This window comes from Amnibacterium flavum, from assembly GCF_003097495.1.
GTDB classification, from domain to species: domain Bacteria; phylum Actinomycetota; class Actinomycetes; order Actinomycetales; family Microbacteriaceae; genus Naasia; species Naasia flava.
The window spans coordinates 124,117-150,378 of the sequence record NZ_QEOP01000004.1; the positions used below are offsets into that span (position 1 = coordinate 124,117).

A 26,262-nucleotide genomic window follows, 5' to 3' on the forward strand; every position below is an offset into this window, starting at 1 on the left:
ATCAGAGTGCGCTGATGACCCACTCGGCCGAGTGCGCCTCGCCGGGGGCGATGAGGATCAGGCCGGTTCCGGTGTTGAAGGCGTCGGGTGCGCAGGTCATGGGCTCGACCGCGATGGCGCGTCGGCGCCAGACGGGATCGGGCAGGTCGCCGGTGAAGATCTGGACCCAGTCGAGGCCCTCGCCCCAGCTGAGTTCCGCGCCGTGCCCGTCTGCGCCCGTGACGCGCACCGCGGCGCGACCGTCGGCACCGCGGGAGACGCCCGTGTAGGCGTTGTCGATCTCGACGTCGCCGACGAGCTTCGGGGAGCGGAAGTCGAACTTCTCGGTCACCTCGATCAGCTCGGTCGGTGCCAGGACCGCGTCGACCTCGAGCACCTGCGAGGCGGGCACCTCGAGAGTCCACTCGTCGACGACGCCCTCGCCGCCGAGCAGGTACGGGTGCGGTCCCACGCCGTAGGGGGCGGCGACCGAGCCGTTGTTCGTCGTCGTCACCAGGGTGGTCAGCCCGTCCCCGTCGAGGCGGTACTCGACCGCGACGCTCAGAGGGAACGGGTAGGAGGTCTCGGCGGCGACGTTCGCCGTCAGGACGACGCGGTCCTCGCTCTGCTCGGCCACCGCGAAGTCGAGCCAGACGGCCAGTCCGTGCAGCGCATGACCGCGGTCGGGCTCGGTCAGCGCGAGCTGGAAGGACTGGCCCTCGTAGGAGTACCGACCGCCGACCACCCGATTGGGCCAGGGCACGAGGATCGCGCCGAAGTAATTCGGGCGCACCTCGTCTTCGCCGAACGGGGAGACCAGGTCGCGTCCCTCGAAGCTGAGGGTGCGGAGGCTGGCGCCGACCGAGGAGATGTCGGCCACGTAGCCGGAGGACGAGAGACGCACCTGGGTGCCGGAGAGAAGGGTCACCAGATGATTCTGCCCGTGCGGCGGACCCGCCGCCTACACCGCCCGAGCGGGAGGGGAGAAGCTCAGGACGCGCGCGGATAATAGGCGCGATGATCTCCATTCCGCTGGCAAGGGCGCTGCGAACCGCGGGGCTGCGCTGGAAGCCCGTGTCGGGCGACCGATTCGTGCTCGACGAGACCGAGGCCGAGGACGCGGTCTTCACGGTCAGTGACATGACGATCGAGGCGCACAGCTATCCGACCGGCACGATCCTCGGATTCAACGGCACAACGGAATGGGCGCTCGATTCCGTCTCGCTCGACGATGCGCTCTGGCTGCCGTCCGAGGCGCAGCTGCGCGAACTGCTCCGGGGCGCCTTCCGAGCTCTCCGAGCCGACGGCGCGGGCGACGAGGCCACCTTCTCGGTCGACATCGACTTCCGGGGCGAGACCGCGACCTTCTCCGCGGCCAGCGCATCCGATGCGTACGGCGAGGCCGTACTGCACCTGGTCGGCGCCGCGACGCTGCGCTGACCGAGCGCTCAGGCGTCCGGGGCTGATGCGCCCGGCGCCGGCGGGGGAGTCGCCTGGTCACCGGATGGCGCCGCATCGGGAGCCGACGGAGCCGACGGAGCCGACGGAGCATCGGTCGCAGTCGCAGTCGCAGTCGCGGCCGGACGCCGGCGTCTGATGCGTCGCACCAGTCGCACGATTCCGATCACGATCGCCGCGACGATGGCGATCGCAACGATCCAGGGCAGGACCACCCCGAATGCGATCACGAGCGCGCCGAGGCTGGCCACCAGTCCGGTGAATCCGGCGACGACGGCTCCCCAGAAGTCCTGAGGGCCGGCGGGAGGCGTCTGATCGGCGGTGGTGAACGAGATCGAGACCGTCGCGTAGTCGACCTGATCGCCGAGGTAGTCGCGCTGAGCTGTGAGGCTCTCGAGCTCGGCCTCCCTCTCGCTCAGCGCCGTCTCGATGGCGATGAGGTCCGTCGTGGTCGCCGCCGAGGCGAGCAGCTGGCGGAGCCGTTCGACGGCGGAGGTCAGGCTGTCGATCCGGGCATCGAGGTCGGTGGTCTGCTGGGTGACGTCGGTCGCCTGGGTGCTGAGCGAGCGCACAGCGCCGAGGGCCGAGATCTCGTCGATGGCCGTCTCGAGGTCGTCGGCCGGCACCCGGGCGACGATGCTCGCCGAGGCGCTCTGGTAGTCGGAGGCGGGCTGACTGGTGGAGGAGTCGATGCGACCCTGCCGCGAGGTCACGAGGTCGGTCGCCTTCGCGGCCGACTCGACCGGGTCCTCGACGACGAGGTCGAGCTGCGCCGTGGTGATCACATCGCGCACGGCGGCGTCGGAGTCCGCGGCGGCGTCGGAGCGCCCCGGATCGACGAGCTCGGGGGCCGAGCCGTCCACGCTGCTGTCCGAGCCGCCGCCCATCGGGCCGGAGTCGAGCGAGGTCGGCGACGACGTGCACGCTGAGAGAGCGAGCCCGACGGCGATGAGGAGACCTGCGGCGGGGAGGAGGGCGGCTCTGCGCATGCCCTGAACATAGAACCGCTTCGGCGCCGGTGGTCGAGACCGTCGCGCGATCGTTATTCCCTGCGCTGACCGGTCCGGCATGAAGCCGGGCGGGCATCCGGTCGACCGGACGGTCTTCCAGGCGGGATGCGGCAGGATCGGTAGCGAGCCCGCAGGCTCCCCACCCTCGTCGAAGGAGACTCCTCGTGCAGCAGCGCCAACTCGGTCGGACCGGTCGTGACGTCTCGGTCATCGGCCTCGGAACCTGGCAGCTCGGCAGCGACTGGGGCGAGGTCGACCCCGCCGATGCCCGCGCGGTGCTCGACGCCTCCGCCGAGGCGGGTGTGACGATCTTCGACACCGCCGATGTCTACGGCGACGGACGCAGCGAGAGCATCATCGGCGAGTGGCTGGCGGCGAATCCCGGCAGCGGAGTGACGGTGGCGACCAAGATGGGCCGGCGTCTCCCGCAGGAGCCCGAGAACTACTCCCTCGCCAACTTCCGAGCCTGGACCGACCGCTCGCGCCGCAACCTCGGGGTCGAGACGCTCGACCTCGTCCAGCTGCACTGCCCTCCCACGCCGGTGTACTCGTCCGACGAGGTGTTCGACGCGCTCGACACCCTCGTCGACGAAGGCGTCATGGCGGCCTACGGGGTCAGCGTCGAGGAGACCTCCCAGGCACTGACGGCCATCGCGCGTCCGGGAACCGCGACGGTGCAGATCATCCTCAACGCGTTCCGGCTCAAGCCGCTCGACGAGGTGCTGCCCGCCGCCCGAGAGGCCGGGGTCGGCATCATCGCGCGGGTCCCGCTCGCATCGGGGCTGCTCAGCGGCAAGTACACCGAGGACACGACCTTCGCGGAGAGCGACCACCGCAACTACAACCGGTCGGGCGACGCGTTCGACGTGGGTGAGACGTTCTCCGGGGTGCCGTTCGAGCGCGGGGTCGCCGCCGCTCGCGAGTTCTCGGCGCTCGCTCCCGCAGGGGTCACGCCCGCCCAGGCTGCTCTCGCCTGGATCGCTCAGCTCGACGGGGTGAGCACCGTGATCCCGGGTGCTCGCGACCCCGAGCAGGCGCGCGCGAACGCGGAGGCCGGGTCGCTGCCCGACCTCGGCGACGACTTCCGCGCCGGCGTGACCCGGATCTACGACGAGTACTTCCGGGAGATCGTCCACCCGCGCTGGTGACCGCGCCGCCGGGCGACACGAATCGGGGAGTCGGGCCCGCTATTGGGCGGAAACCGGCCGTTTCGAGTCGGATTCGGCGCCGAACTCCGCGATTCGTGCAGTCGGGTCAGCCGTTGTCGGGGTGCATCCCGGTGCGCTCGCCCGAGTCGAGGGTCGCGATCTGCGCCATGTCGTCCTGATCGAGCGCGAAGTCGAAGACGTCGGCGTTCTCGGCGATCCGCGACGGTGTGACCGACTTGGGGATGACGACGTTGCCGAGTTCGAGGTGCCAGCGGATGACGACCTGTGCGGGCGTCTTGCCGTACTTGGCGGCGATCCGGTCGAGCACGTCGTTGCCGAGCACCCGGCCGCGGGCGAGCGGTGACCAGGCCTCCGTGAGGATCCCGTTCGCGGTGTCGTAGTCGCGCAGCTCGGTCTGGGGGAGCCACGGGTGCAGCTCGACCTGGTTGAGCACGGGGACGACCTCGGCCTCCTCGCGGAGTCGGTCGAGGTGGCGCTCGGTGAAGTTCGAGACGCCGATCGACCGTGCGCGCCCGTCGGCCTTGATCCGCTCGAGCGCCTTCCAGGTGTCGACGTAGCGGTCCTTGCTCGGAACGGGCCAGTGGATCAGGTAGAGGTCGACGTAGTCGAAGCCGAGGCGTTCGAGACTGTCGTCGAACGCCCGGAGCGTCTCGTCGTAGCCGTGATCGTCGTTCCAGACCTTCGTCGTCACGAAGACGTCCTCGCGGGGCACGCCCGAATCGCGGACGCCGCGGCCCACCCCGATCTCGTTCAGGTAGAGCTTCGCGGTGTCGACGTGACGGTAGCCGAGCTCGATGGCAGTGCGCACCACCTCCGCCGCCTCGTCGTCGGGCACCTTGTAGACACCGAGACCGAGCTGCGGGATCTCGTGGCCGTCGTTCATCTGCAGGGCGGGGGAGAAAGGGGAGGAGGTCACCGGACCATTATCCGTCGTGCCCTCCGCGTCACCCGGGAGAGCGACTCGGCGGAATACCCGCGGGGGCGCGGGCCTTGGAGTCCTGGGGCCCGAAACGCGGGCGGAAGCAGGAGCGAAGTTGTCGACTCGAGTCATGGTGATCATCGGAAGCGTTCGCCCCGGGCGCGTGGGCCTGCCGGTGGCCGAATGGGTCGCGACCGACCTGTCCGCCGTCGAGGGGATCGAGGTCGACCTCGTCGACCTGGCCGAACTCGCGCTGCCTCTCATGGACGAGCCGAACCACCCGATGCAGCGCCGCTACACGAAGCCGCACACGATCGCCTGGAGCGAGCGCGTCGCCGCCGCCGATGCCATCGTGCTGGTCACGCCCGAGTACAACCACAGTTTCTCGCCGGCGCTCAAGAATGCGCTCGACTACCTGAACCACGAGTGGCGGCACAAGCCGGTCACCTTCGTCAGCTACGGCGGGGTCTCCGCGGGAACCCGCGGGGTCGAGGGACTCAAGGCGGTGACCAGCGGGCTCGGTCTGTACACGACGGCCGCGAACGTCGAGATCAACTTCCCGACGAACCTCATCACCGACGACGGCATCTTCGAGCCGAGCGAGACCCACCGGGGCCGCCTCGCGGCTGCGACGGCCGAGCTGATCGCCCTCACGGACGCCCTCCGCCCCCTGCGCACCCCCTGACCCGGCGGCCCGCCCGCCCCCGCCCGCTGAGCCCGTCGAAACGCCCCCGCCCGCCCGCCCGCTGAGCGCAGCGAAGCGCAGGCCGACGCCCGCCCGCTGAGCCCGTCGAAACCACCCCGCCCCCGCCCGCTGAGCGCAGCGAAGCGCAGCCCGCCCGTTGAGCCCGTCGAAACTATCCGCTCGCCCGCTAACTGGGCTGGATCGGCACCGAGTCGGTGTCGGGGAGCGGACTCGCGTCCCGTCCGCGGAGGTCGGGCACCCACTGCCGGCCGAGCAGTGCAACGAGCGCGCCGAGGGCGGCGAGTCCGACGGCCACCCAGAACGCGCCACCGGCCCCCTGGCCGTCGATGACGAAGCCGGCCACCGCCGAGCCGATCGCGGCGCCGATGAGCTGACCTGTGCCGATCCACCCGTACGCCTCGGCGGTGTCGCTGAACTTCACGCTGGCCGCCGTCATGGCGAAGATGACCGCGAGAGCGGGGGCGAGGCCGAGGCCGGAGATGACGAGCGTCACCGCGAGCCACCAGAAGTCGAGCATGAACGCGGCGGCCGCGAGTCCGACGGTGACGATCGCCATGCGCCGCGCGAGCGCCCAGGGACTGATGGGGGTGTGCCCGAACGCGAGTCCACCGACGAGCGAGCCGATCGACCAGATGGCGAGGATGATGCCCGCCTCGGGTCCGTGGTCGCCGAACGTCGAGACGACTCCCGCCTCGATCGCCGCGCATGAGCCGACGAGCAGGAATCCGACGATGGTGCCGAGCAGCACGGTCGGTCGGGTGAGGACGACGCCGAAGCGGCGCTTGCTGCGCGGGATGCGGACCCGGCCGAGTTCGGGTGACGAGATGAACCAGATGCCGCCGCCGAGGAGCATGGCGACGGAGAGCAGGATTCCCCAGACTGTTCCGATCTGAGTCGCGACGAAGGTCACGAGCACCGGACCGCCGACCCAGATGAGCTCCTGCGCCGACGCGTCGAGCGAGAACAGCGGCGTGAGCTGTCGCGAGTTGACCATCTTGGGGTAGATGGTGCGCACCGCGGGCTGAACCGGCGGGTAGGTGAGTCCGGCGATGAGCGCGACGATCATCGAGATCGGGACGGGCTGCTCCACGAGGGCGATCTCGGTGATCGCGACCGAGCAGGCGAGCGTGGTGACGATGAGGACGGGACGCATGCCCACGACGCCCATCAGACGACTCGTCAGCGGTCCCGAGACGGCCTGACCGATGCTCAGTGCGGCGAGCACGAGCCCGGCCGCGCCGTAGGACCCGGTGGTCTTCTCGATGTGGAGGAGGAAGCCCAGCGACAGCATCCCGGAGGGGAATCTGGCGGTCAATTGGGCGCCCATGATGCGCCCGACACCCGGGGATCTGAGCAAGCTCACATAACTACTCACAGCTTGCTCAGTCTAGGTCCCGGCAATCTCCAGGGGTGCGTCCTAACCTGTGGATAAGTACGGCTGGTTATGCACACGGTGTGTACGACACGCCGCAATATCTAGGGTTGTGGGCTATCGCTCAGCCCCATATATAGTGATGCACGGCTGATATGGCCACACGGTTTGCCGGTCTTCGGGTGGCTCGGCAAGCCATGGTCCAGCTGTACGGAATCGTTCTCCGGACCCCGGCCTTCGGGTGGCCCGGGGTCCGGAGACGAACCGTATCCCTCTCCTCTCATCGCCGCGATTCCGGCCATCTGTGCCGCGCGCGACCGCCCTCTGTCGGAGGTTGTCGGCAGGCTCGTCGCATGATCTCGCAGGCCGCCTCGTCCGACTTCGGTGCGGTCATCTCGAATTGGTTCCGCGGATCGGGAAGACAGTGGGGACCGCTCTGGTTGTCGTCGGTGGAGTCCCGTAATGTGGACGCCGTACACTTCGGCGGGGTCGAGCGATGAGAGCCTCCGTCACCTCTTCTCCTCCGCCCACTTCCGAACGGAATCCCATGACGCAACGCGCCGAATCGACCGCTCCCACCACGAGCTCCGATCTCGACGAGACCCGCTACGACGGAACCGTCGACGCCGGGCGGAACGCCGACGCCGGGCGGAACGCCGACGCCGGAACGAGTAACCGTCTGCCCCGGGCGCACCGCAACGTGATCGCCCTGCTGCTCATCGCGGCCTTCGTCGTCATCCTCAACGAGACGGTCATGAGCGTCGCCCTGCCGGTGCTGCAGCGCGACCTCGGAGTCGAACCGAGCGTCGGCCAGTGGCTGACGACGGCGTTCATGCTCACCATGGCGGTCGTCATCCCCACGACCGGATTCCTCATCAACCGGATCCGCACCAAGGCGCTGTTCATCGCGGCCATGAGTCTGTTCAGCACGGGAACCCTCGTCGCGTTCCTCGCGCAGGACTTCACCGTTCTGCTCGTCGCCCGTGTCATCCAGGCGTCGGGTACCGCGATCATGATGCCCCTGCTCATCACAACGGTCCTCACCCTGGTGCCGGCTGCGCGTCGCGGTCAGATGATGGGCAACATCTCGATCGTCATCTCGGTCGCTCCCGCGCTCGGCCCCACGGTCTCAGGGTTCATCCTCGAGCACTTCGGCTGGCACTGGATCTTCGGCTTCGTGCTCCCGATCGCACTCGTCAGCCTCGCGCTCGGCGCCAAGTGGGTCGTGTCCGTCTCCGAGCTCGGCAACGCCAAGCTCGACGTGATCTCGGTCCCTCTCGCCGCGCTCGGCTTCGGCGGCCTGGTCTACGGTCTCGCCAGCTTCGGCCAGTCGGCTGATGCGCCTCCCGTCGTGCCCAACTGGGTCTTCTTCGTGGTCGGCGGCGTCGCGCTCCTCGCCTTCCTGCTGCGCCAGCTGCAGCTGCAGCGGGCCGATCGGGCCCTGCTCGACCTGCGCGTCTTCACCTCACGCATCTTCACGGTGTCGATGGCGACGATGATCCTGGCGACCCTGAGCCTCTTCGGTGTCATCATCCTGATCCCGCTGTACGCGCAGACGGTGCTGGGGCTCGAGCCGCTGGTAACCGGGCTCATCACCCTGCCCGGTGGGCTCCTCATGGGTATCGCAGCCCCCTTCATCGGTCGTATCTACGACCGGGTCGGTGCGCGGGTGCTCATCATTCCGGGAACCGTCCTCGTCAGCCTCTCGCTCTGGATGCTCGCCTTCGTCGGGCTCGACACCCCGGTCTGGTACCTGATCGTGGCGAACATCCTGCTGAGCGTCGGTCTGGCCGGCACCTTTACCCCGGTGATGACCTCCGGTCTCGGGGCGCTCAAACCCCACCTGTACTCGCATGGCTCCGCGGTGCTGAGCACCTTCCAGCAGGTGGCGGCGGCCGCGGGCACGGCGTTGTTCGTCACGGTCATGTCCGTCGGCGCGGTCACCGCGGCCACCGGCGGAGCAGAAGCTGCCCCCGCGATGCTCGAAGGCGTCCGGTCGGCGTTCTTCGTCGGCGCGGTGCTGTCGCTCGTCCTCATCGCGGTCGGCGCGTTCGTCACCAAGCCCGCCGATGCGCCTGCCGGAGCAGCACCTGTTCACTGATCCTCTCGTTCAGCAGTGACTTCGACGCCTCAGCAGGCGGGATCCGCCCGGATCCTCCTGCTGAGGCGTTGTCGTTGCTGCTGAGGGCGACCGGGGCACGCGCAGGCGCGCTATCGGATATGCGTAGGGTAAGCGCATGAGTGGTGTTGAGCGGGTGACCGAGCCCACCGTGCTGGTGCTCCGGGTCCTGATGGCCGAGACCGAGCCGATCTGGGGCTTGGCGGTTGTGAAGCAGACCGGCAAGCCGACCGGCACGGTCTATCCGATCCTCACCCGACTGGAGCAGAGCGGCTGGCTGCACGCCGAATGGGAGGCCGAAGGGGTGCGGCCGGGCCCGCGTCGACGCCTCTACCGGTTGACGCCTGAAGGACAGCGCGAGGCTGAGCGCGTCGTCGCGATCTACGACGCCAAGATGGCGGCAAGAGCGGAGTCTGCTCGGCCGTAGAGCTCGGGCGGTGTGGCGTGGCGGTCGGGCGATCGGCGCGCGGTCCCGAGGTGGGCGCGGCGGTGGAGGGCGGCGGGACGGGATTTTGCGGGGGTTCGGGCGCGTTATCGACGATGCCTTGGTCCATCGATGCCGGGATGACGTCCGTGGGGTTTGGTCGGTGGATCGGCGTGCGTTGAGCGCGTCGCATCGGGTGATTCGGGTGTGCTCGGCGGGTACTTCCACCACCTTGTTCGGGGCATCGGAATCTTTGCGAGAATCTTTTCGAATCCGCCTCTGATCAGGTCGATTCGGCCCTCTCAATGTCGGTGGTCACCTGGATAATCAGGGGTATGAGCAGCCCGATCGACCTCCTCGCGGAGCAGGCCGGCGCGCTCGCCGAGCTCATCCGGGGAATGGTGTCGGCGGGTGCCGATTCCACGCTCGATGAGCTGCTGTCCGGGGCGAAGGACTCCACGGTTCTCGATCTGGCTGCGCGACTCGGTCAGATCGCGAAGCTCACCGACGCGGCCGCCGTTCGCGTGGCGGGCGAAGTCGCCAAGAGGTCCGACAGGGCACTCGCCGAACCCCTCGCCAAGCGGCTCGGCGAGAAATCCGCGACCCACGTCCTCGCCCACACGGCGGATGTGTCACCCACCCGGGCCGCCGACTGGTGCAGGGTCGGCGAACAGCTGCACGCACGGACCGCTCTCACCGGCGAGCCGCTTCCCTCCCTCCGTCCCGTCGTCGCAGACGCCGTCGACCGCGGGCTGATCGGCCTCGACGCCACCCGAGTCATCCTCGACGCGCTACGTGCCGTCGACCCGTTCCTCTCGCTCGACGACCTCCACTCGCTCGAGACATCCCTCGTCGACCAGGCGCAACTCCTCGGCCTCCTCGACCTCACCAAGCTGTGCCGCTCACTCCCCGACATCCTCAACCCCGACGGCATCGAGCCGCGCGAAGAGCAGATGCGCGAACTGCGCTCCATGACCGTCTCCACCAAACGCAACGGCATGATCCGCGCCGTCATCGAATCCGACCCCGAATCGTGGGGATTCATCGGCACCGCGCTCGACGCACGCGTGGCGCCCCGCCGTCCCGTCGCCTTCGTCGACGCCGACGAGCTCGACAACCCCGACCAGGCAGCCGCCGACACCCGAACCCTCGCCCAGCGCCGCCACGACGCCCTCGTCTCCATGGCGCGCGACAGCCTCAGCAGCGACACCGGCGACATGTCCGGCACCCCCGTCACGATGCTCGTCACCGTCAGCCACGAAACGCTTGTCTCCGGCATCGGCTCCGCCACCATCTTCGGCATCGACGAGCCCATCAGCGCCACCACAGCCCGGCGCCTCGCCTGCGACGCGAACATCATCCCGGTCGTCCTCGGCGGCGACTCCCAACCGCTCGACCTCGGCACCGGTCGACGACTCTTCACCCTCGCCCAACGCCAAGCGATGGCCATCCGCGACGGCGGATGTGTGTGGCCCGGGTGCGACGAACCACCATCGCGATGCCAAGCAGCCCACATCACCCCCTGGCACGAAGGCGGCCCCACCGATCTCACCAACGGGGCACTGCTCTGCCCGTTCCACCACCGAAGATTCGACCTCGACGGCTGGACGCTCGAGGTGCACGGACCCGAGCGCTACCTCATCCCACCGATATGGGTCGATGCCGCCCGCACCCCGCGCCGCATCATCACCCCGCGCCTCGCCGCCTGAGCGGAGCGCCGGCCCCGCCTACTTCCCGGCGAGAACCTTCGTGATGCGCTGAACCGACACCGGGCCGAGCGCACCCAGATGCTGAGCGAACAGACTCAACCGCAGCTCCTCGATCATCCACCGCGCCTCCGCCAACCGCGGCTCCGCGTCGCGCGAGAGCGGCAGCGAGCCTCCCGCCTCCAGATAGCGATCGGTCGCCGACTGGACCTCGTTCATCCACACCCGATCCCGATTCGGGTTCTCCTGCAGCTTCGCCACCCGATGCTCCGCACCCGCCAGATACACCGGCAACCGGCTGAGCCGGCGCACCCCGGTCGCCGAGATGAAACCCGGATAGACGAGCGCCGCCAGCTGACCTCGCAGATCGGTGAGCGGCGACAGCAGCGCCATGCTCGTCGCATCCTTCACCGCGATCGACGCGGCACGGAACCCCAGCAGAACCCGCGACACCAACGACACCAGTGCAAACAGATCCGGTATGGATGCCGCGGAGATCGCATCGCGCGCCGCCTCGAAATCGGCCTTCGTCCAGATCAGCCCATCGGGAGTCCGCTCCCGGAGCCGATCATCGATGACCGCGAGCAGCGCATCATCGAACAGTGCACGGCTGCTGGGGTACGGGCTCGTCGCCAGCGACAGCTTCTCGGCGCTCGTCAGATGATCGTTGAGATACGACACGGGGGAGGGGATCGCGAGCTGCAGCAGACGCAGAACACCCGCGCGATGCGACCGCACCTGCTCTTCCCGGGTCGCCAACAGGGTGATGGAGACGCTGCTGCCGTGATCGACCAGAGCCGGATACGCGCGGATGCTCCCGCCGCCCCGGCGCACCTCGAGGGTCTCGGGCAGTTCGTCGAAGTCCCACGTCGTGATCCCGGCCCGCTCGATCGATTGGACCGGAGCAGCCGGAGCGCCCGGCCCGGGCCGTCGCTCGCGTCCCCGCGGCGCCTCGCTGAACACCTTCGCGACCGAGTCCCGCGCCCGCTCGGCGAACCGCTGCTGCAACGTCTCGAGACTGGTGCTGGTGGCCAGAAGCCGCCCGTTCTCGTCGATGACCGCGAAGCTCATCCGCAGATGCGGCGCGAGGCGTTCGACATCGAAGTCCTCAGCGGTCGCCGGAGCGCCCGTCGCACGGCGGATCGCGGTCGCCAGCGTCGCGGCGAGCGATCCGCTCGGCTGCTCGGGCAGATCGGCCTCGAGTCGTGTCGCCCAATCCGCGGCGGGCACCACGGTGCGGCGGATCGCCTTCGGCAGGGTCTTCAGCATGGTGGTGACGAGCTCGTGCCGGAACCCGGGGACCAGCCAGTCGAAGCCGTCGGAGGTCAGACGCGGCAGCAGCGCAAGAGGCACCTGCGCCGTCACCCCGTCATCCTCGGCTCCCGGCTCGAACCGGTAGCGCAGTCGCAGTGTCTGATCGCCCTGCGTCCAGCGGGGCGGGTACGCAGCCTCCTCGGTCTCGGGTTCGTCATCCTCGTCGACCAGGTCGGAGCGGCGCATGAGCAGCCGCTCGGGATGCGCGATCCGCTCCTTCGCCCACCAGGTCTCGAAGCTGCGGACGGACACGATGTCGGCGGGGAGACGATCGTCGTAGAAGTCGACGACGGCTTCGTCGTCGACGAGGATGTCGCGGCGGCGGGTGCGCTCCTCCTGCGCCTCGAGCTCACGGCGCAGCTTCGCGTTGGCGCGCTCGAAGTCGAAGTTGCGGTCACGAGACCGGTCGATGTTCGGCGGCCACTCGCCCTCGACGAGCGCATGCCGGATGAACAGCTCCCGCGCCAAGGGTGCATCGATCCGCGACCACTGGATACGTCGACGTGCCACGAGCGGCACCCCGAAGAGCGTGACCCGCTCCCAGCCGACGGCGGAGCCCTGCTTGGCCTCCCAGTGCGGCTCGCTGTGACTGCGCTTCACCAGATCGCCGGCCAGCTGCTCGGCCCACGCCGGATCGATCGCCGCGACCGTTCGGGCGAAGAGGCGGGAGGTCTCGACCAGTTCGGCGGCCATCACGGCGGCGGGACGCTTCTTGCCGAGACTCGACCCCGGGAACACCGCGAACTTCACCTGTCGTGCGCCGACGTATTCGACGTTCCGCGCATCGGGGCCGCGACGCTCGCCGCCCCGCCCGGCGTTCGCAGCCACCGGCTTGGCGGTGCTCCGCTCGTCGAGCACCCCGATCTGCGACAGCAGCCCGGCCAGGATCGAGCGGTGCACGCCGTCGGGGTCGGCCTTCGGCTCGCCGATGGTGAGATCGAGCGGCTTCGCGAGCCGGCGGAGCTGCGATGAGACATCCGCCCATTCGCGCACGCGCAGATAGTTGAGGTACTCGGCTTTGCAGAGCCGCCGGAAGGCGCTCGATGAGAGTTCGCGCTGCTTCTCCTCGAGGTAGTTCCAGAGGTTGAGCAGCGACAGGAAGTCGCTGGTGGGGTCCGCGAACCGGGCGTGCTTCTCGTCGGCCTGCGGACGCTTCTCGAGAGGACGCTCCCGCGGATCCTGGATGCTCAGCCCCGAGACGATCGCGAGCACCTCGCGGGTGACGCCGTGCTTCTTGCTCTCCACGAGCATCCGAGCGAATCGGGGATCGAGGGGGAGTCGTGCGATGTCGCGGCCGACGCGGGTGACGCTGCCGTCGGCTCGGACCGCACCGAGCTCGCGCAGCAGGTCGAGGCCGTCCTTGATGCCGCGCGCGTCGGGCGGCTGGAGGAACGGGAAATCGGCGATCTCGCCGAGCCCGAGCGTGAGCATCTGCAGGATGACGGCCGCGAGGCTCGTGCGCAGGATCTCGGGATCGGTGAACTCGGGCCGCTTCTCGTAGTCCTCCTCCGAGTAGAGGCGGATCGCGATACCGTCGCTGGTGCGACCGGCGCGACCGGCGCGCTGATTGGCGGACGCCTGCGAGACCGCCTCGATAGGGAGCCGCTGCACCTTCGACCGGGCGCCGTACCGCGAGATGCGGGCGGTGCCGCCGTCGATGACGTACTTGATGCCTGGCACGGTGAGGCTGGTCTCTGCCACGTTGGTGGCCAGGATCACCCGACGCCGGACGCCGGACGAGCGTCGCTGCTCGAAGACACGATGCTGGTCCGCAGCGGAGAGTCGCCCGTAGAGAGGGAGCACCTCGGTCTGCGGCAGCCCCGACAGCGCGTCGGAGGCGTCGCGGATCTCGTTCTCGCCCGAGAGGAACACGAGCACATCGCCGGGCGCCTCCCCGTCGAGCTCGCGCAGGCCGGCCTGGATGCCGCCGAGCAGGTCGAGATCCTCGGCGGCCGCGCCCTCGTCATCCTCACCGGGCAGGGTGTCGGCGACGAGCGGCCGGTAGCGGATCTCGACCGGATAGGTGCGCCCCGACACCTCGATGATCGGGACAGGGGTGCCGTCGGCGGAAGCGAAGTGCTTCGCGAAGCTCTCGGGATCGATCGTGGCGCTCGTCACGATGACCTTGAGGTCGGGACGCTTCGGCAGCAGCTGCTTCAGGTAGCCGAGCAGGAAGTCGATGGTGAGACTGCGCTCGTGCGCCTCGTCGAGGATGATCGTGTCGTAGCGGCGCAGCATCCGGTCGCGGGTCAGCTCGTTCAGCAGGATGCCGTCCGTCATCAGCTTGATGCGGGTCGACGCGCTCGCCTTGTCGGTGAAGCGGACCTGGTAGCCGACGAGGGTGCCGAGCTCGACCCCCATCTCCTCGGCGATGCGCTCGGCGATCGTGCGCGCGGCGATGCGTCGCGGCTGGGTGTGCGCGATCGAGGTGCGGCCCAGCTCGAGCGCGATCTTCGGGATCTGGGTCGTCTTGCCCGAACCCGTCGCCCCCGCCACGATCACGACCTGGTTGTCGCGGATCGCCTCGGCGATCTCATCGCGCATCGCACTGACCGGGAGCTCCGGCGGGTAGGAGATGCGCAGCTCTTCGGACATGACCTCCCTATTCTCCCCGCTGCGGCCGCCGGCTCGGCGCGAGGGGGTCGCACCCGGGTGGACGACGCCGCTGGACACGGTCCACTCGCCGACGCGCGCGCAGCCGACCGGGGTCGACCGGGCCTCTCCGGCCCGGCCGGCGCCGGCGGTCATCTCCGTCGGCGACCGAGTCCTAGGATCGGCGGGTGACGGTCGCTGCGATTCGGGTCGCTGTTCTCGGCCCCGTGCTCCTCGCGGGGCGCGACGGCGAGCTCGTCGAAGTGACGGGAACCCTCGCCAAGCGGTTCGTCGCAGCGCTCGCGCTGGCGGGCGGCTCCACCGTGGGGGTCGACCCGCTGACCGATGCGCTCTGGGAGGACGATCCTCCCCGCAACCCGCGCGCCGCGCTGCAGACCCTCGTCTCCCGCCTGCGTCAGGGCACGGCCGAAGGAGTCATCCTCTCGTCGGCATCGGGATACGCGATCGCGGCCGACTCGACCGACCTTCTGCTCGTGCGCCGGGCGGCGCAGGCGATCGCGTCAGACGGCGACCCCGACCAGCGGATCCGGGCGTGCGATGCGGCCCTCGCCCTGTGGAGGGGCGAGCCGGGCGATGATCTCGGCGGCGGAGAGCTCGCCGGCGAGCTCGCAACCACCGCCGCATCTCTCGGATCCGCGCTGCTGCGTTCTCGTGCCATCGCGCTGGTCGACGCGCATCGACCCGCCGACGCGCTGGCCGACCTCGCCGTCCTCCTGACGCAGCACCCGTTCGACGAGATCCTGCACGAACTGCGCCTGCGCGCACTCGTCGCCGCGGGCCGTCGTGCGGAGGCGCTCGCCGCGTTCGCCGCGTTGCGGGAGACCCTCCGCGACGAGCTGGGCAGCGAACCGGGCGCCCGGCTGGTCGAACTGCACGCCCGGATCCTGCGCGAGGAGGGGGCGCCCCGCACGACACGGGTGGGGGTGCGCTTCGCGACCACGGAGCTCATCGGGCGCGACGAGGACGTCGCCGCCCTCCTCCATTCGGTCGCCACGACACGACTCACGACGATCCTCGGCGCCGGAGGCCTCGGCAAGACCCGGCTCGCCCAGGAGGTCGCCCGATCGGCCGAGATCCCGCGCGTCGTCCTCGTCGAACTCGCCGGCCTGAGAAGCGCCGACGACCTGCCGTTGGCCGTCGCGAGCGCGCTCGGCATCGTCGAATCCCGGATCGGCAACAGGGCGGTCGACAACGCGGTCATCCGCATCAGCGTGCGCGAGCGCGTGCTGTCGGCGCTCGCGGAACGCGCGACCCTGCTGGTCCTCGACAACTGCGAGCACCTCATCGACGGGGTCGCGGTCTGGGTGGACGACGCGCTCCGATCCGTCGACGGACTCCGGGTCCTGACGACCAGCCGTTCCCCGTTGGCGCTCGCGGGGGAGCGGGTCTACCCCCTCGAGCCGCTGCACGCCGACGGCGGTGACGGACCCGCCGTGCGCCTCTTCGTCGAGCGGGCGACGGCGGTGCGTCCCGCGGTCTCGCTGCCCGGGCCGACGATCGTCCGCATCTGCGAACGGCTCGACGGTCTGCCGCTCGCGATCGAGCTCGCCGCCGCACGGGTGCGCACCATGTCGGTCGACGAGATCGAGAGGCGGCTCGACCACCGTTTCGCCCTGCTCGCTGGCGGCGACAGGACGGCTCCCGAGCGTCACCGCACCCTGCTCGCGGTGATCGAGTGGAGCTGGGATCTGCTGACCGAGCCGGAGCGCAGGGTCATGCGGCGTCTGTCCCGCTTCCCGGACGGGTTCTCGAGCGACGGCGCGGCAGCGGTCGCGGGATCGGGTACCGAAGTCCTCGACGAGCTCGAGGCCCTCGTGCAGCAGTCCCTGCTGCAGACGACGGAGCTGCCGCGAACGGGCAGAGTCCGCTACCGCATGCTCGAGACGGTCGCGGAGTTCGGTGAGCTGCAGATCGCCGAAGCGGGGGAGGACGAGCTCGTCACGCGCGCCCTCATCGACTGGGCAGTCGACTTCAGCGTCATGCAGGTGGATGCGATGCGCACGAACGAGCTGGTGCGCGGCGTCCTCCTGGTCGACGAGGAGCAGGACAACCTGATCGCCGTCCTCCGCGCGGCGATCAGGGATGGCGACGCCGAGACCGCCTACGCCGTGTTCGGGGCGCTCGGGCAGTTCTGGACCATCCGCGGCGCCCACAGCGAGGTTCTGCAGATGGCGCCCGGTCTGACGCGCATGCCTCTCGCCTTCGTGCCGACACCCCGGACCGTCGTCGCCACCGTGTCGGCTCTCGTCGTCGGCGGGGTCACCCTGCTCGTCGACCCGCGACTGTCCGCCTTGCGCCTGCTGGTGCGACTGCGCCGCATCACCGAGTGCACTGGCCCGCTCGACCGCTCGCTCGCCGCGCTCGTCCGGCTCGCCCTGCTCGCTCCCCACGCGCCCGAACTCGCCGCCGAGCTGGAACGCCAGTCGCGGGACGGCGACCCGGCGGTCGAGACGTTCGCCCTCCTGGCCCTCGCCCAGTTCAACGAGAACCGGGCGCAGACCGACGAGGCGACACGACTGGCCCGTCGCGCCTTCGATCGGGCGACCTCGGTCGGCAGCCTCTGGGGGCGCTCGATGGCGGCGCAGGCGTTGGCGCATCTCCACAGTCAGCGCCGTCGACCCGCGCTCGCCCTCGAATGGGCGGCGATCTCCGGCGACGGCATGCGCGCCATCGGGGCGACCAACGAACTCGGTCAGATCTCGTGGATCTCGGGGCTTGCCCATCTGTCGCTCGGCGACGTGGCCGCGGCGAAAGCCGAACTGGAGCCCCTCACCTCGGGTGACGACTCGGGCACCGACTTCGCCGACCTGAGGATGGTCGGATGGGCCGGCCTCGCCGAGATCGCCGCCGCGGAGGGCGATCCTCGCCTCTCGCTCGAGCTGTTCCGGCGCGTCCTCGGTCGCGGCTCGGGCCGGGAGTCCCGCATCCCGGGTCCGTGGGGCCTCATGGTCGGATCCGCGTGCTTGAGCATGGCCGCTCTGGCAGGCAGCGACGTCTGGGACGACGCCGAGATCGTCTGGCTCGGCTGGGCTGCCCGACGTCTGCGGGTGGGCGGGATCGTCGAGCTCCGGACGCAGGGCGAGACGAGTGACCTTCCCGCCATCGGCGCCGTCCTCGTGGGATGGGCGGGGTGGCGGATGCTCAGCGGAGGCGATCCGCGCGACATCGCCGACACGCTCGCCCTCGCGCGCCGGCTCGGCGCACGCCAGGACCTGCCGAGCGTGGACCTCGACCGCTTCGACGCTCTCGCGCGGCGACGGGGCGGCGAGGACATCATCCGCGAAGCGCACGAACGGCTCGCCACCCTGTCCGAGGACGAGGTGACGAGCCGTGCGCTCGAGCTGCTGAGCGCCGCTCGCGGGTGAGCGGCGGGGCTCAGGCCTTGCGCATGTAGGCCCGAACGGTGAGCGGGGCGAAGATCGCGACGATCACCGCGGCGCCGACGAGCGAGACGACGAGGTCTCCTCCGACCACCCCGTCGTTGACGAGCGAGCGGACCGCCGTCACGAGGTGCGAGACCGGGTTCATGTTCACGAACCACTGCAGCCAGCCCGGCATCGTGTCGACGGGGACGAACGCGTTCGAGAGGAACGTGAGCGGGAACAGGATCAGCATCGAGATCCCCTGCACGCTGCTCGCGGTGCGGGCGATCATCCCGAAGAACGCGAAGATCCAGCTGATCGCCCAGGCCGAGACGATCACGATGAGACCGGCGAGCAGGACCGCGCCGATCCCGCCCTCGGGGCGGAAGCCCATGATGTAGCCCATCGTGAAGGTCAGCGTCGTCGCGATCGTGTACCGGACCGTGTCGGCGAGCAGCGCGCCGGCGAGCGGGGCGATGCGGGCGATCGGGAGGGAACGGAACCGGTCGAACACGCCCTTGTCCATGTCCTCCCTCAGCTGGGTCCCGGTCACGACCGAGGTGGTGATGACGGTCTGGACGAGGATTCCGGGGATGATCACCGGCAGGTAGCTGGCGACGTCTCCGGAGATCGCTCCGCCGAAGATGTAGGTGAACATCAGGGTGAAGATGATCGGCTGCAGCGTCACATCGAACAGCTGCTCCGGCGTCCTTCGGATCTTGAGGAGACCGCGGTACGCCATGGTGAGCGACTGCCGGACGGTGTCGCCGAGGGTGGTGTGGGAGGTGACCCGGCGGGAGACGCCGGGGGCGATCTGCGTGAGGGTGCTCATGCGTTCGCTCCTTCGGGGGAGAGGCGGGCTTCGGGGGTGACGTCGTCGGACGCGGTGTCGTCCGCGGCCGGACGTCCGGTGATGGTGAGGAACACCTCGTCGAGCGTCGGCTGCTGCACGCTCAGCTCGGTGACATGGATTCCCGCGGCGCGGAGACCGATGAGCATGTCGGCGACCCGGTCCGCGTCGGGGAGGGGCGCGGTGATCCGGCCGGCCTCGGGGGAGACGACGGCGGCGGTGTCGAGCGCGAACGACACGATCGAGCGCGCCTCCTCGATCCGGTCGCGGTCGTCCACCCGCAGGTGCAGGGACGTGCTGCCCACAGACGCCTTGAGGTCGTCGGCGGTGCCCTCGGCGATCACCCTTCCGTGGTCGATGACCGCGATCCGGTCGGCGAGCTGGTCGGCCTCGTCGAGGTACTGCGTGGTGAGGAGGACGGTCGATCCCGTCGCGACGAGGCGGCGGATCGTGTCCCACATCTGCGCGCGGGTGCGCGGATCGAGGCCGGTCGTCGGCTCGTCGAGGAACAGTAGCGGCGGCTGCGAGATGAGGCTCGCCGCCAGGTCGAGGCGGCGTCGCATGCCGCCCGAGAAGTTCTTCAACGGGCGAGCCGCGGCCTCGGCCAGGCCGAACTCGTCCAGCAACTCGGTCGCCTTGCGCCGCGCATCCGCGCGGGAGAGCCCGAGCAGGCGGGCGAAGATGATCAGGTTCTCGGTCGCGGACAGGCCCTCGTCGACCGAGGCGTACTGTCCGGTCACGCCGATGAGCTGGCGGACCGCGTTCGGTTCCTGGGTGACGTCGTGGCCGAACACACGGGCGGAACCGGCGTCGGGGCGCAGGAGCGTCGCGAGCATGCTGATGGTGGTCGTCTTTCCGGCGCCGTTGGGGCCGAGCACGCCGTAGACCGTGCCGGTCGCGACACGAAGGTCGACGCCGTCGACGGCACGGTTGTCTCCGAAGGTCTTGACGAGGCCGTCGGCCTCGATGGCCCACGATCCCGAACGTGCTCCGAGGTGGGGAGCTGGCATGGGTGGTGTCCTTTCGTAGGAAGTGCCCTCAGCGTGCTCCCGCCCGCTTACACGGCACTCACGTGCCGCTTGCACGCGCTGTCGCCGGCACTCGACCGCCCAGCCTGTGTCCAGGCAGTGCGTCTGCTTTTCATCGAGCGCTCTCAGCGAATGGGTGTCAGGGTTGAAGCATGACTTCGACAAACACCGTGCCAACCGTCCGGCTCAACGACGGGACCGAGATCCCCCAGCTCGGCTTCGGCGTCTTCCAGGTGGCACCCGACAAGACCAGCCGCGTCGTCGAGAGCGCCCTCGAGGCCGGCTACCGCCACATCGACACCGCCGCCGCGTACCGCAACGAGGAAGGCGTCGGCCACGCCCTCAAGCAGGCGGCGCTCCCGCGCGAGGAGCTGTTCATCACGACCAAGCTGTGGAACGCGAACCACAAGCGCGAGGACGCTCTCGCCGCGATCGACCGGAGCCTCGCGCACCTCGGCCTCGACTACGTCGACCTGTACCTGATCCACTGGCCTCTGCCCATGTTCGACGACTACGTCGAGGCGTGGAAGGCGCTCGAGGAGATCAAGGCGAGCGGCAAGGCGCGCAGCATCGGTGTCTCCAACTTCCTGCCCGAGCACCTGCAGCGTCTGTTCGACGAGACCGACACGGTGCCGTCGGTGAACCAGATCGAGATCCACCCCGATTTCCAGCAGCGCGAACTGCAGCAGTTCTCCCTGCAGCACGGCATCGAGATCGAGGCGTGGTCGCCCATCGCCTCGGGCAAGCTGTCGAAGCGCGACGACATCCAGGCCATCGCCGACAAGTACGGCAAGTCCGTCGCCCAGGTGACGCTGCGCTGGCATCTCGACGAGGGCCGGATCATCTTCCCCAAGTCCAACGACGCGGGACGTCAGAAGGAGAACTTCGACATCCTCGACTTCGAGCTCACCCCTGACGAGCTGGCCGTGTTCGACGACCTCGACCAGGGCGAGTCGGGCCGCATCGGCGCCGACCCGGCAACCGCCGACTTCCGCTGACCTCCCGCCACCCCACCCGACCTGGGTGTTCCGGGCAAACGCGCACGTTCCGGCGGGCCCCGCCTGCCGGAACGTGCGCGCGCTCCAAGGCTCACAAAGCGGACGCCTATCCCGTACGGCCGTTCAGGCCGAAAGAGCAGTCCGGAACGGACGCTAAGACCCGGAATATCCGCGTAGGGCCCGGGGCGCGCGCACGTTACGGCGTCTCGGGCCGGCCGGAACGTGCGCGCTCGCCCGGAACGCCCGGGGTGGCGCGTAGCGTTGGCGTGTGACTGATGCTCCCGCCCGACCGCACTGGCTCCCGCTCCTCGTCGTCGGTGTGATCGGCGGCGTGCTCTCCGGGGCGTTCGGCGTCGGCGGCGGGATCGTCATGGTTCCGCTGCTGATCTGGCTGACCGGCATGGACCAGCGCACCGCGTCCGCCACCTCGCTCGCCGCGATCCTCCCGTCCGTCGTCGTCGGCTCGATCGGCTACCTCCTGCGCGGGCAGGTCGACCTCGGTGCCGCCATCGCGCTCGCCGTCGGAGCCGTGCCCGGTGCTCTCATCGGAACCTGGCTGCTCCGCCGCATCAACATCGGGCTGCTCCGCTGGCTGTTCATCGCCCTCATGGTCGTCATCGCGGTGCGGATGGTGCTCATCCCCGTCGAGCGCGGTGAGCGGATCGAGGAGACATGGTGGGTGCTCGCCCTCCTCTTCGTCGTCGGAGTCGTGACCGGAATCGCATCGGGACTGTTCGGCGTGGGCGGCGGGGTGATCATGGTGCCCGTCCTCGTCGTCGGCTTCGGGGTCGGCGACCTCGTCGCGAAGGGCACCTCACTGGTCGCGATGATCGCGTCCAGCGCCGTCGGGACGACCAGCAACCTCCGTGCTCGAGCTGTCGATCTGCGCTCGGCGCTGTTCGTCGGGATCGCCGCCACGCTCTGCTCCTACCTCGGCGTCCTCCTCGCCTTCGTCATGACACCTCAGGTGTCGTCGATCCTGTTCGCCGCGCTGCTCCTGCTGTCGGCCGGACAGCTCTCCGTCCGCACCATCCGGCGCGGTCGGGCCGACCGGCGTGCGCGCGCCGCCGACGCCGCAGCGGAGCCCGCATGAACCGCCTCGCCGACGCCGTCAGCCCGTACCTGCGCAGCCACGCCGACAACCCCGTCGACTGGTGGCCGTGGGGTGCCGAGGCGTTCGAGGAGGCCGAGCGCCGCGACCTGCCCGTGATGATCTCGATCGGCTACGCGACCTGCCACTGGTGCCACGTCATGGCCCGGGAGAGCTTCAGCGATCCCGCCATCGCGGCCTACCTCGCCGACCGGGTGGTCGCGATCAAGGTCGACCGGGAGGAGCATCCCGACGTCGACGCCGCCTACCTCGCCGCGGCGGGGGCCTTCACGCAGAACCTGGGCTGGCCGCTCACGGTGTTCGCGACGCCGAAAGGCAGGACGTTCTTCGCCGGCACCTACGCACCCCCGGTTCCCGCCCCGGGGCAGCCGTCGTTCCGCCAGGTGGTCGACGCGGTCTGGGAGGCCTGGACGCAGCGACGCGGCGAGGTGGAGGACATCGCGGGCCGTCTCGCCGACGCCCTCGCCCAGCCCGTCGTCTCGCCCGACGCCGGAATCGCCCGACGTCTCATCGACTTCGGCTCCGTCGTCGGGGAGCTGGCCTCGTACGAGGACTCCTCGTACGGCGGGTTCGGCGGCGCCCCGAAGTTCCCCGTCGCACCGGTCGTCCTGATGCTGCAGCAGCTCGGCCTGTCGGGGCTCGTCGACCCGGCCACCCGCGAGGCCGCGAGCGGGCTCGCGCGCCGCACGCTTTCGAAGATCGCCGCCTCCGACCTGCGGGACCCCGTCGAGGGTGGATTCTTCCGCTACGGCACGAAGCGCGACTGGAGCGAACCGCACTACGAGCGCATGCTCTACGACAACGCGCTGCTGCTCCGGGCCGCCGCGGTCGACGGCGACGAGCAGACGGCGGCCGGTGTCGCGAACTTCCTCGCATCGGTGCTGCGGCGGGACTCCGGCGGGTTCGGTTCGGCTCAGGATTCGGAGAGCACCGTCGACGGTGTGCGGGTCGAGGGCGGCTACTACCTGCTCGATGCCGACTCGCGTTCCGCGCAGTCGCCGCCCGCGGTCGACGGGAAGGTGCTCACGGGCTGGAACGGGCTCGCGATCGGTGCGCTCGCGGCCGCCGGCTCCCGCTTCGACCGACCCGAGTGGATCGACCTCGCGCGGGCTGCGGCGGACCACCTGCTCGCTTTCCACGTCGGTCCCGGCTCCCTGCTGCGCGCGAGCCTCGACGGGCGTCCCTCCGCAGCTGCGGCGACGCTCGAGGATTACGGCATGCTCTCCCGCGGGTTGCTCGACCTCTCGCTCGCGACGGGGGAGTCCGGCTACGCGGCCGCGGCCCGCGACCTGGTCGACCGGGTGCGGGCTGACGACGGCGGCATCCGCGTGCCGGGCGGAGGCGATCCCACCCTGGCCGCCCACGGATCCGCACTGCCCGTCGACCCGAGCGAGGGCGCCTACCCGTCCGGACTGTCGGAGTTGGCCATGGCGGCGCTCACCCTCTACGACCTGACGGGGGAGGGCGGATACCGTGCGCTGGCGGAGCGGGCCGTCGAACCGCTCGCCGAGCTCGCCTCCGCGCGCCCGATCTCCATGGGCGGCACCCTCGCCGCGCTCGCTCGACTGCGCTCGCCGTCCCGCGAACTCGTCGTGGTCACCGATGCGGACGGCGGTGGCGAGATCTCTGGGCTGGCGCGCCGGGACCCGTCGCTGACGAGCGCCGTCGTGACGGAGGCGCAGGCGGCCGAATGGACCGCCGCCGGCTTCGGGCTGTTCGACGGCCGGGTCACGCGGAACGGCCGAAGCACCGCGTATCTCTGCGTCGACCTGGTCTGCCGGCTCCCCGTCACCGAGCCCGACGAGCTGCAGGCACTGCTCGTCGGCTGACGCCCGACTCGAGCGGGCACCAGCGCACTCCCAGGCTCGCCGGATCCGTTTGGTGTGTGAGGTAAGGCGTGCCTAAACTTCTCGGGTGGCACGTACCGTTCCGGATCCCTCAGTACACGTCTTCCTCGGCGGTACCCTCGCGGATTTGGTGACGATCGAAGCGATGCTCGCCACCATGCCGCTGTGCACGTACGGCCAGGTCGTCATCGAGAGTGACGATGAAATCGCCCCGCTCAACCTTCCTCGTCGCGTCCAGGTGCGTCGGGTCGGCGTGCGCCGCTCGATCACCGGCGATGCGATCACGGGAGAGGCCGTCGCCCGGGCCGCCGACGCATGGCTCGGGGAGTGGATGCCCGGGGAGCACGAGACCCGCAGCAGCCTCTTCGCGTGGATCGGCTGCGAGGGCAGCATCGCCGCCGCCGACGCCGCTGACCGTCTCGATCACTCTCTCCGCGCCGGACTCGCCGGCAGCTGAGCCGCGCGCCCGGCTCGTCGTCGGATCGCTCCTCCCGCCCGCTGAGCCTGTCGAAGCGCGTCCCTTCATTTCGACGGGCTCAATGGGCGGGCAGTGCCGCCCGTCTACTGCCAGGTCGGCAGCCAGATGTGCAGGGTCCAGAACCAGAACGGCGTCTGCATCCCGGTCCACAGCGGGTAGAAGAAGGCGCTGACGGCGACGACGAGCGCGAGGAATACGATCACGAACCGTCGACGCACCGACGGGGTGCGCCACGACTCGGGGATCCGGGTGCGCACCAGAGCGAGGAGACGATCCGCCCGGGCCGACGACAGCGCGCGGTCGACCGCTCCCGGCTGCACCGCTCGCGTCGATCCCATCCGCGAGCCGAGGACCAGCCCCAGCACCGCCGTCAATCCGAGCACGAGGTAGGGCAGGAACTCGATCGCGTAGAACTGGAACATCGTGCGCGTCGGGTACAGCAGCCACGGGAGGTAGCCGGCGGCGATGCCGGTCAGGATCAGCCCGATCCGCGGGTCCCGGTAGCGTGCGAACCGGTAGACCAGGTACAGCGCGGCCGCGCACGCCGCCCACCAGAGGATCGGGTTCGCGATCGACCAGACGATCTCGGAGCAGTAGTCCCAGGTGCAGCCGTTCTCGCCCATCGCGCTGCCCTGGTAGTAGATCTGGGTGGGGCGGGTCAGGAACGGCCAGAGGATCGCCGGGGTCGCGTAGGGGTGGCCGACGCTGAGGCCGTTGTGGAACGCGTAGATGCCCGCATGCCAGTGCCACAGGTTCTGCAGCGAGTCCGGCACCCAGGCCAGGAGGCCGGTCCACCGCTCACCGCCGGTCGCGATCCAGTTGCGGTCGTAGCCGCCCGAGGTGACGAACCAGCCCGTCCAGCTCGCGAGATAGGCGGCAACGGCGATCGGCACCATGAGCACGAACGCGACGGGACCCTGCTTCAGCACCGTGCCCGACAGCCAGTGCCGGATCCCGGCCCGACGGCGGGCGAGCGCGTCGGAGGCGAGGACGTAGACGGCGAAGAAGGCGATCAGGTAGAGGCCCGACCATTTGACCGCGCAGGCGAGCCCGAAGGCGAGTCCCGCGGCGACCAGCCACGGCCGCGCCCATAGGGCGGGTCCCCACGGTGGTGGCCCGTCGGGGCCGGAGCGGCGGATGAGCCACTCCTCGAGCCTCCTCGTCGACTGCGCGCGGTCGAGCAGGATCGCCCCGAAGCCGAGGAGCGCGAACAGCATCAGGAAGTTGTCGAGCAGGCCGAGGCGCGACATGACGATCGCCTGCCCGTCGATGGCGAGGAGGCCGCCCGCGATGACGACGAGGGTCGGGTTGTGCCAGAGCCGCTGCGCGATGAGCATCACCAGGACGACGGCGATGATCCCGGCGACCGCGACCCCGAGGCGCCAGCCGGCCGGATTCTCGGGGCCGAGGGCAGCGATCCCGAGCCCGATCAGCCATTTGCCGAGCGGGGGATGCGCGGGGTATGACGCCGTCGTGAGGAACCCGTCGACCTGCCCGGCGTTGAACGCGGGGTTCGGGTCCTCGGGCCACGATCCCTCGTAGCCGAGGTTCAGCATCGTCCAGGCGTCCTTGACGTAGAACGTCTCGTCGAACATCAGCGACGCGGGGTGGCCGAGACTCTGCAGCCGCAGCACCGCCGCCAGAAGGGTGACGCCGACGGGGCCGCCGATGCTCCACCAGCGCGACGCGGCGAAGCGCTGCCGGCGCGACCCCTGGATCGCCTTGTCGACGACGGTCGGGGTCTGGGTCACGAGCACCAGATTAGGTGAACCGGGCCGGTGCTTCGCCCCGCTCCCGCA

The 26,262-nt window shown here is 69.9% G+C and carries 19 protein-coding genes; 11 read left to right on the plus strand and 8 right to left on the minus strand.

All coding sequences use genetic code 11. The features are described 5' to 3' along the window. Nucleotide 1 precedes the first annotated feature (1 nt). Nucleotides 2-907 carry an aldose 1-epimerase family protein gene (locus DDQ50_RS15795; RefSeq protein ID WP_338065169.1) on the minus strand — a complete coding sequence of 302 codons (906 nt, stop codon included), beginning with the start codon at nt 905-907 and terminating at the stop codon, nt 2-4. Nucleotides 908-996: 89 nt separating this feature from the next. Here DDQ50_RS15795 and DDQ50_RS15800 point away from each other — a divergent pair, with 89 nt between their 5' ends. Then, complete coding sequence (locus tag DDQ50_RS15800) at nt 997-1,419, plus strand: pilus assembly protein CpaE (RefSeq protein WP_116757760.1); 423 nt, start codon at nt 997-999, stop codon at nt 1,417-1,419. An 8-nt stretch (nt 1,420-1,427) separates the two neighbouring features. Here DDQ50_RS15800 and DDQ50_RS15805 read toward each other — a convergent pair whose 3' ends face one another. Beyond that, nucleotides 1,428-2,426: a DUF4349 domain-containing protein gene (locus tag DDQ50_RS15805; protein WP_165829860.1), complete on the minus strand. Its 999-nt coding sequence runs from the start codon at nt 2,424-2,426 to the stop codon at nt 1,428-1,430. Nucleotides 2,427-2,611: 185 nt separating this feature from the next. On the opposite strand from DDQ50_RS15805, the gene DDQ50_RS15810 reads away from it, so the two are divergent. Continuing rightward, nucleotides 2,612-3,595, plus strand: coding sequence for an aldo/keto reductase (locus DDQ50_RS15810; RefSeq protein WP_116757762.1), 984 nt, complete (start codon nt 2,612-2,614; stop codon nt 3,593-3,595). Nucleotides 3,596-3,701: 106 nt separating this feature from the next. On the opposite strand, the gene DDQ50_RS15815 is transcribed toward DDQ50_RS15810, so the two are convergent. Continuing rightward, nucleotides 3,702-4,499, minus strand: a complete 798-nt coding sequence (locus DDQ50_RS15815; RefSeq protein WP_116757810.1) for an aldo/keto reductase — start codon at nt 4,497-4,499, stop codon at nt 3,702-3,704. Between the two features lie 166 nt (nt 4,500-4,665). On the opposite strand from DDQ50_RS15815, the gene DDQ50_RS15820 reads away from it, so the two are divergent. Then, complete coding sequence (locus DDQ50_RS15820) at nt 4,666-5,220, plus strand: NADPH-dependent FMN reductase (RefSeq protein ID WP_116757763.1); 555 nt, start codon at nt 4,666-4,668, stop codon at nt 5,218-5,220. A gap of 187 nt (nt 5,221-5,407) precedes the next feature. On the opposite strand, the gene DDQ50_RS15825 is transcribed toward DDQ50_RS15820, so the two are convergent. Then, a complete protein-coding gene (locus DDQ50_RS15825; RefSeq protein WP_116757764.1) occupies nt 5,408-6,616 on the minus strand; it encodes an MFS transporter in 1,209 nt (402 codons plus the stop codon). A gap of 544 nt (nt 6,617-7,160) precedes the next feature. Here DDQ50_RS15825 and DDQ50_RS15830 point away from each other — a divergent pair. From DDQ50_RS15830 to DDQ50_RS15840, 3 genes are all read left to right on the plus strand, one after another. Then, nucleotides 7,161-8,714 (plus strand): MDR family MFS transporter, encoded by a 1,554-nt coding sequence (locus DDQ50_RS15830; RefSeq protein ID WP_116757765.1) that lies wholly within the window; start codon nt 7,161-7,163, stop codon nt 8,712-8,714. A 136-nt stretch (nt 8,715-8,850) separates the two neighbouring features. Further along, nucleotides 8,851-9,159: a PadR family transcriptional regulator gene (locus DDQ50_RS15835; protein WP_116757766.1), complete on the plus strand. Its 309-nt coding sequence runs from the start codon at nt 8,851-8,853 to the stop codon at nt 9,157-9,159. 332 nt (nt 9,160-9,491) lie between these two features. Then, nucleotides 9,492-10,865, plus strand: coding sequence for an HNH endonuclease signature motif containing protein (locus DDQ50_RS15840; protein ID WP_165829861.1), 1,374 nt, complete (start codon nt 9,492-9,494; stop codon nt 10,863-10,865). An 18-nt stretch (nt 10,866-10,883) separates the two neighbouring features. On the opposite strand, the gene hrpA is transcribed toward DDQ50_RS15840, so the two are convergent. After that, on the minus strand, nt 10,884-14,771 hold the full coding sequence (gene hrpA / locus DDQ50_RS15845; protein ID WP_116757811.1) for an ATP-dependent RNA helicase HrpA: 3,888 nt from the start codon (nt 14,769-14,771) through the stop codon (nt 10,884-10,886). A gap of 185 nt (nt 14,772-14,956) precedes the next feature. Between hrpA and DDQ50_RS15850 the strand changes: the two genes are divergently transcribed. After that, nucleotides 14,957-18,154 (plus strand): ATP-binding protein, encoded by a 3,198-nt coding sequence (locus tag DDQ50_RS15850; RefSeq protein WP_116757768.1) that lies wholly within the window; start codon nt 14,957-14,959, stop codon nt 18,152-18,154. Between the two features lie 10 nt (nt 18,155-18,164). Here DDQ50_RS15850 and DDQ50_RS15855 read toward each other — a convergent pair whose 3' ends face one another. Then, nucleotides 18,165-18,983, minus strand: coding sequence for an ABC transporter permease (locus DDQ50_RS15855; protein ID WP_116757769.1), 819 nt, complete (start codon nt 18,981-18,983; stop codon nt 18,165-18,167). Next, complete coding sequence (locus DDQ50_RS15860; protein ID WP_116757770.1) at nt 18,980-20,011, minus strand: ATP-binding cassette domain-containing protein; 1,032 nt, start codon at nt 20,009-20,011, stop codon at nt 18,980-18,982. The genes DDQ50_RS15855 and DDQ50_RS15860 overlap by 4 nt, the downstream gene beginning before the upstream one ends. A gap of 170 nt (nt 20,012-20,181) precedes the next feature. On the opposite strand from DDQ50_RS15860, the gene DDQ50_RS15865 reads away from it, so the two are divergent. The 4 genes from DDQ50_RS15865 (at nt 20,182) to DDQ50_RS15880 (ending at nt 24,442) form a co-directional block, all read left to right on the plus strand. After that, nucleotides 20,182-21,027, plus strand: coding sequence for an aldo/keto reductase (locus DDQ50_RS15865; protein WP_116757771.1), 846 nt, complete (start codon nt 20,182-20,184; stop codon nt 21,025-21,027). 268 nt (nt 21,028-21,295) lie between these two features. Next, on the plus strand, nt 21,296-22,120 hold the full coding sequence (locus DDQ50_RS15870) for a sulfite exporter TauE/SafE family protein (protein WP_116757772.1): 825 nt from the start codon (nt 21,296-21,298) through the stop codon (nt 22,118-22,120). Then, nucleotides 22,117-23,967, plus strand: coding sequence for a thioredoxin domain-containing protein (locus DDQ50_RS15875; protein ID WP_116757773.1), 1,851 nt, complete (start codon nt 22,117-22,119; stop codon nt 23,965-23,967). The genes DDQ50_RS15870 and DDQ50_RS15875 overlap by 4 nt, the downstream gene beginning before the upstream one ends. 85 nt (nt 23,968-24,052) lie before the next feature. Further along, the gene (locus DDQ50_RS15880; protein WP_133245990.1) at nt 24,053-24,442 is read left to right on the plus strand and encodes a hypothetical protein; all 390 of its coding nucleotides are present in this window, start codon (nt 24,053-24,055) and stop codon (nt 24,440-24,442) included. A gap of 104 nt (nt 24,443-24,546) precedes the next feature. Here the strand turns inward: DDQ50_RS15880 and DDQ50_RS15885 are convergent, their stop codons facing one another. Next, complete coding sequence (locus DDQ50_RS15885) at nt 24,547-26,214, minus strand: dolichyl-phosphate-mannose--protein mannosyltransferase (protein WP_240614472.1); 1,668 nt, start codon at nt 26,212-26,214, stop codon at nt 24,547-24,549. Nucleotides 26,215-26,262: the final 48 nt, after the last annotated feature.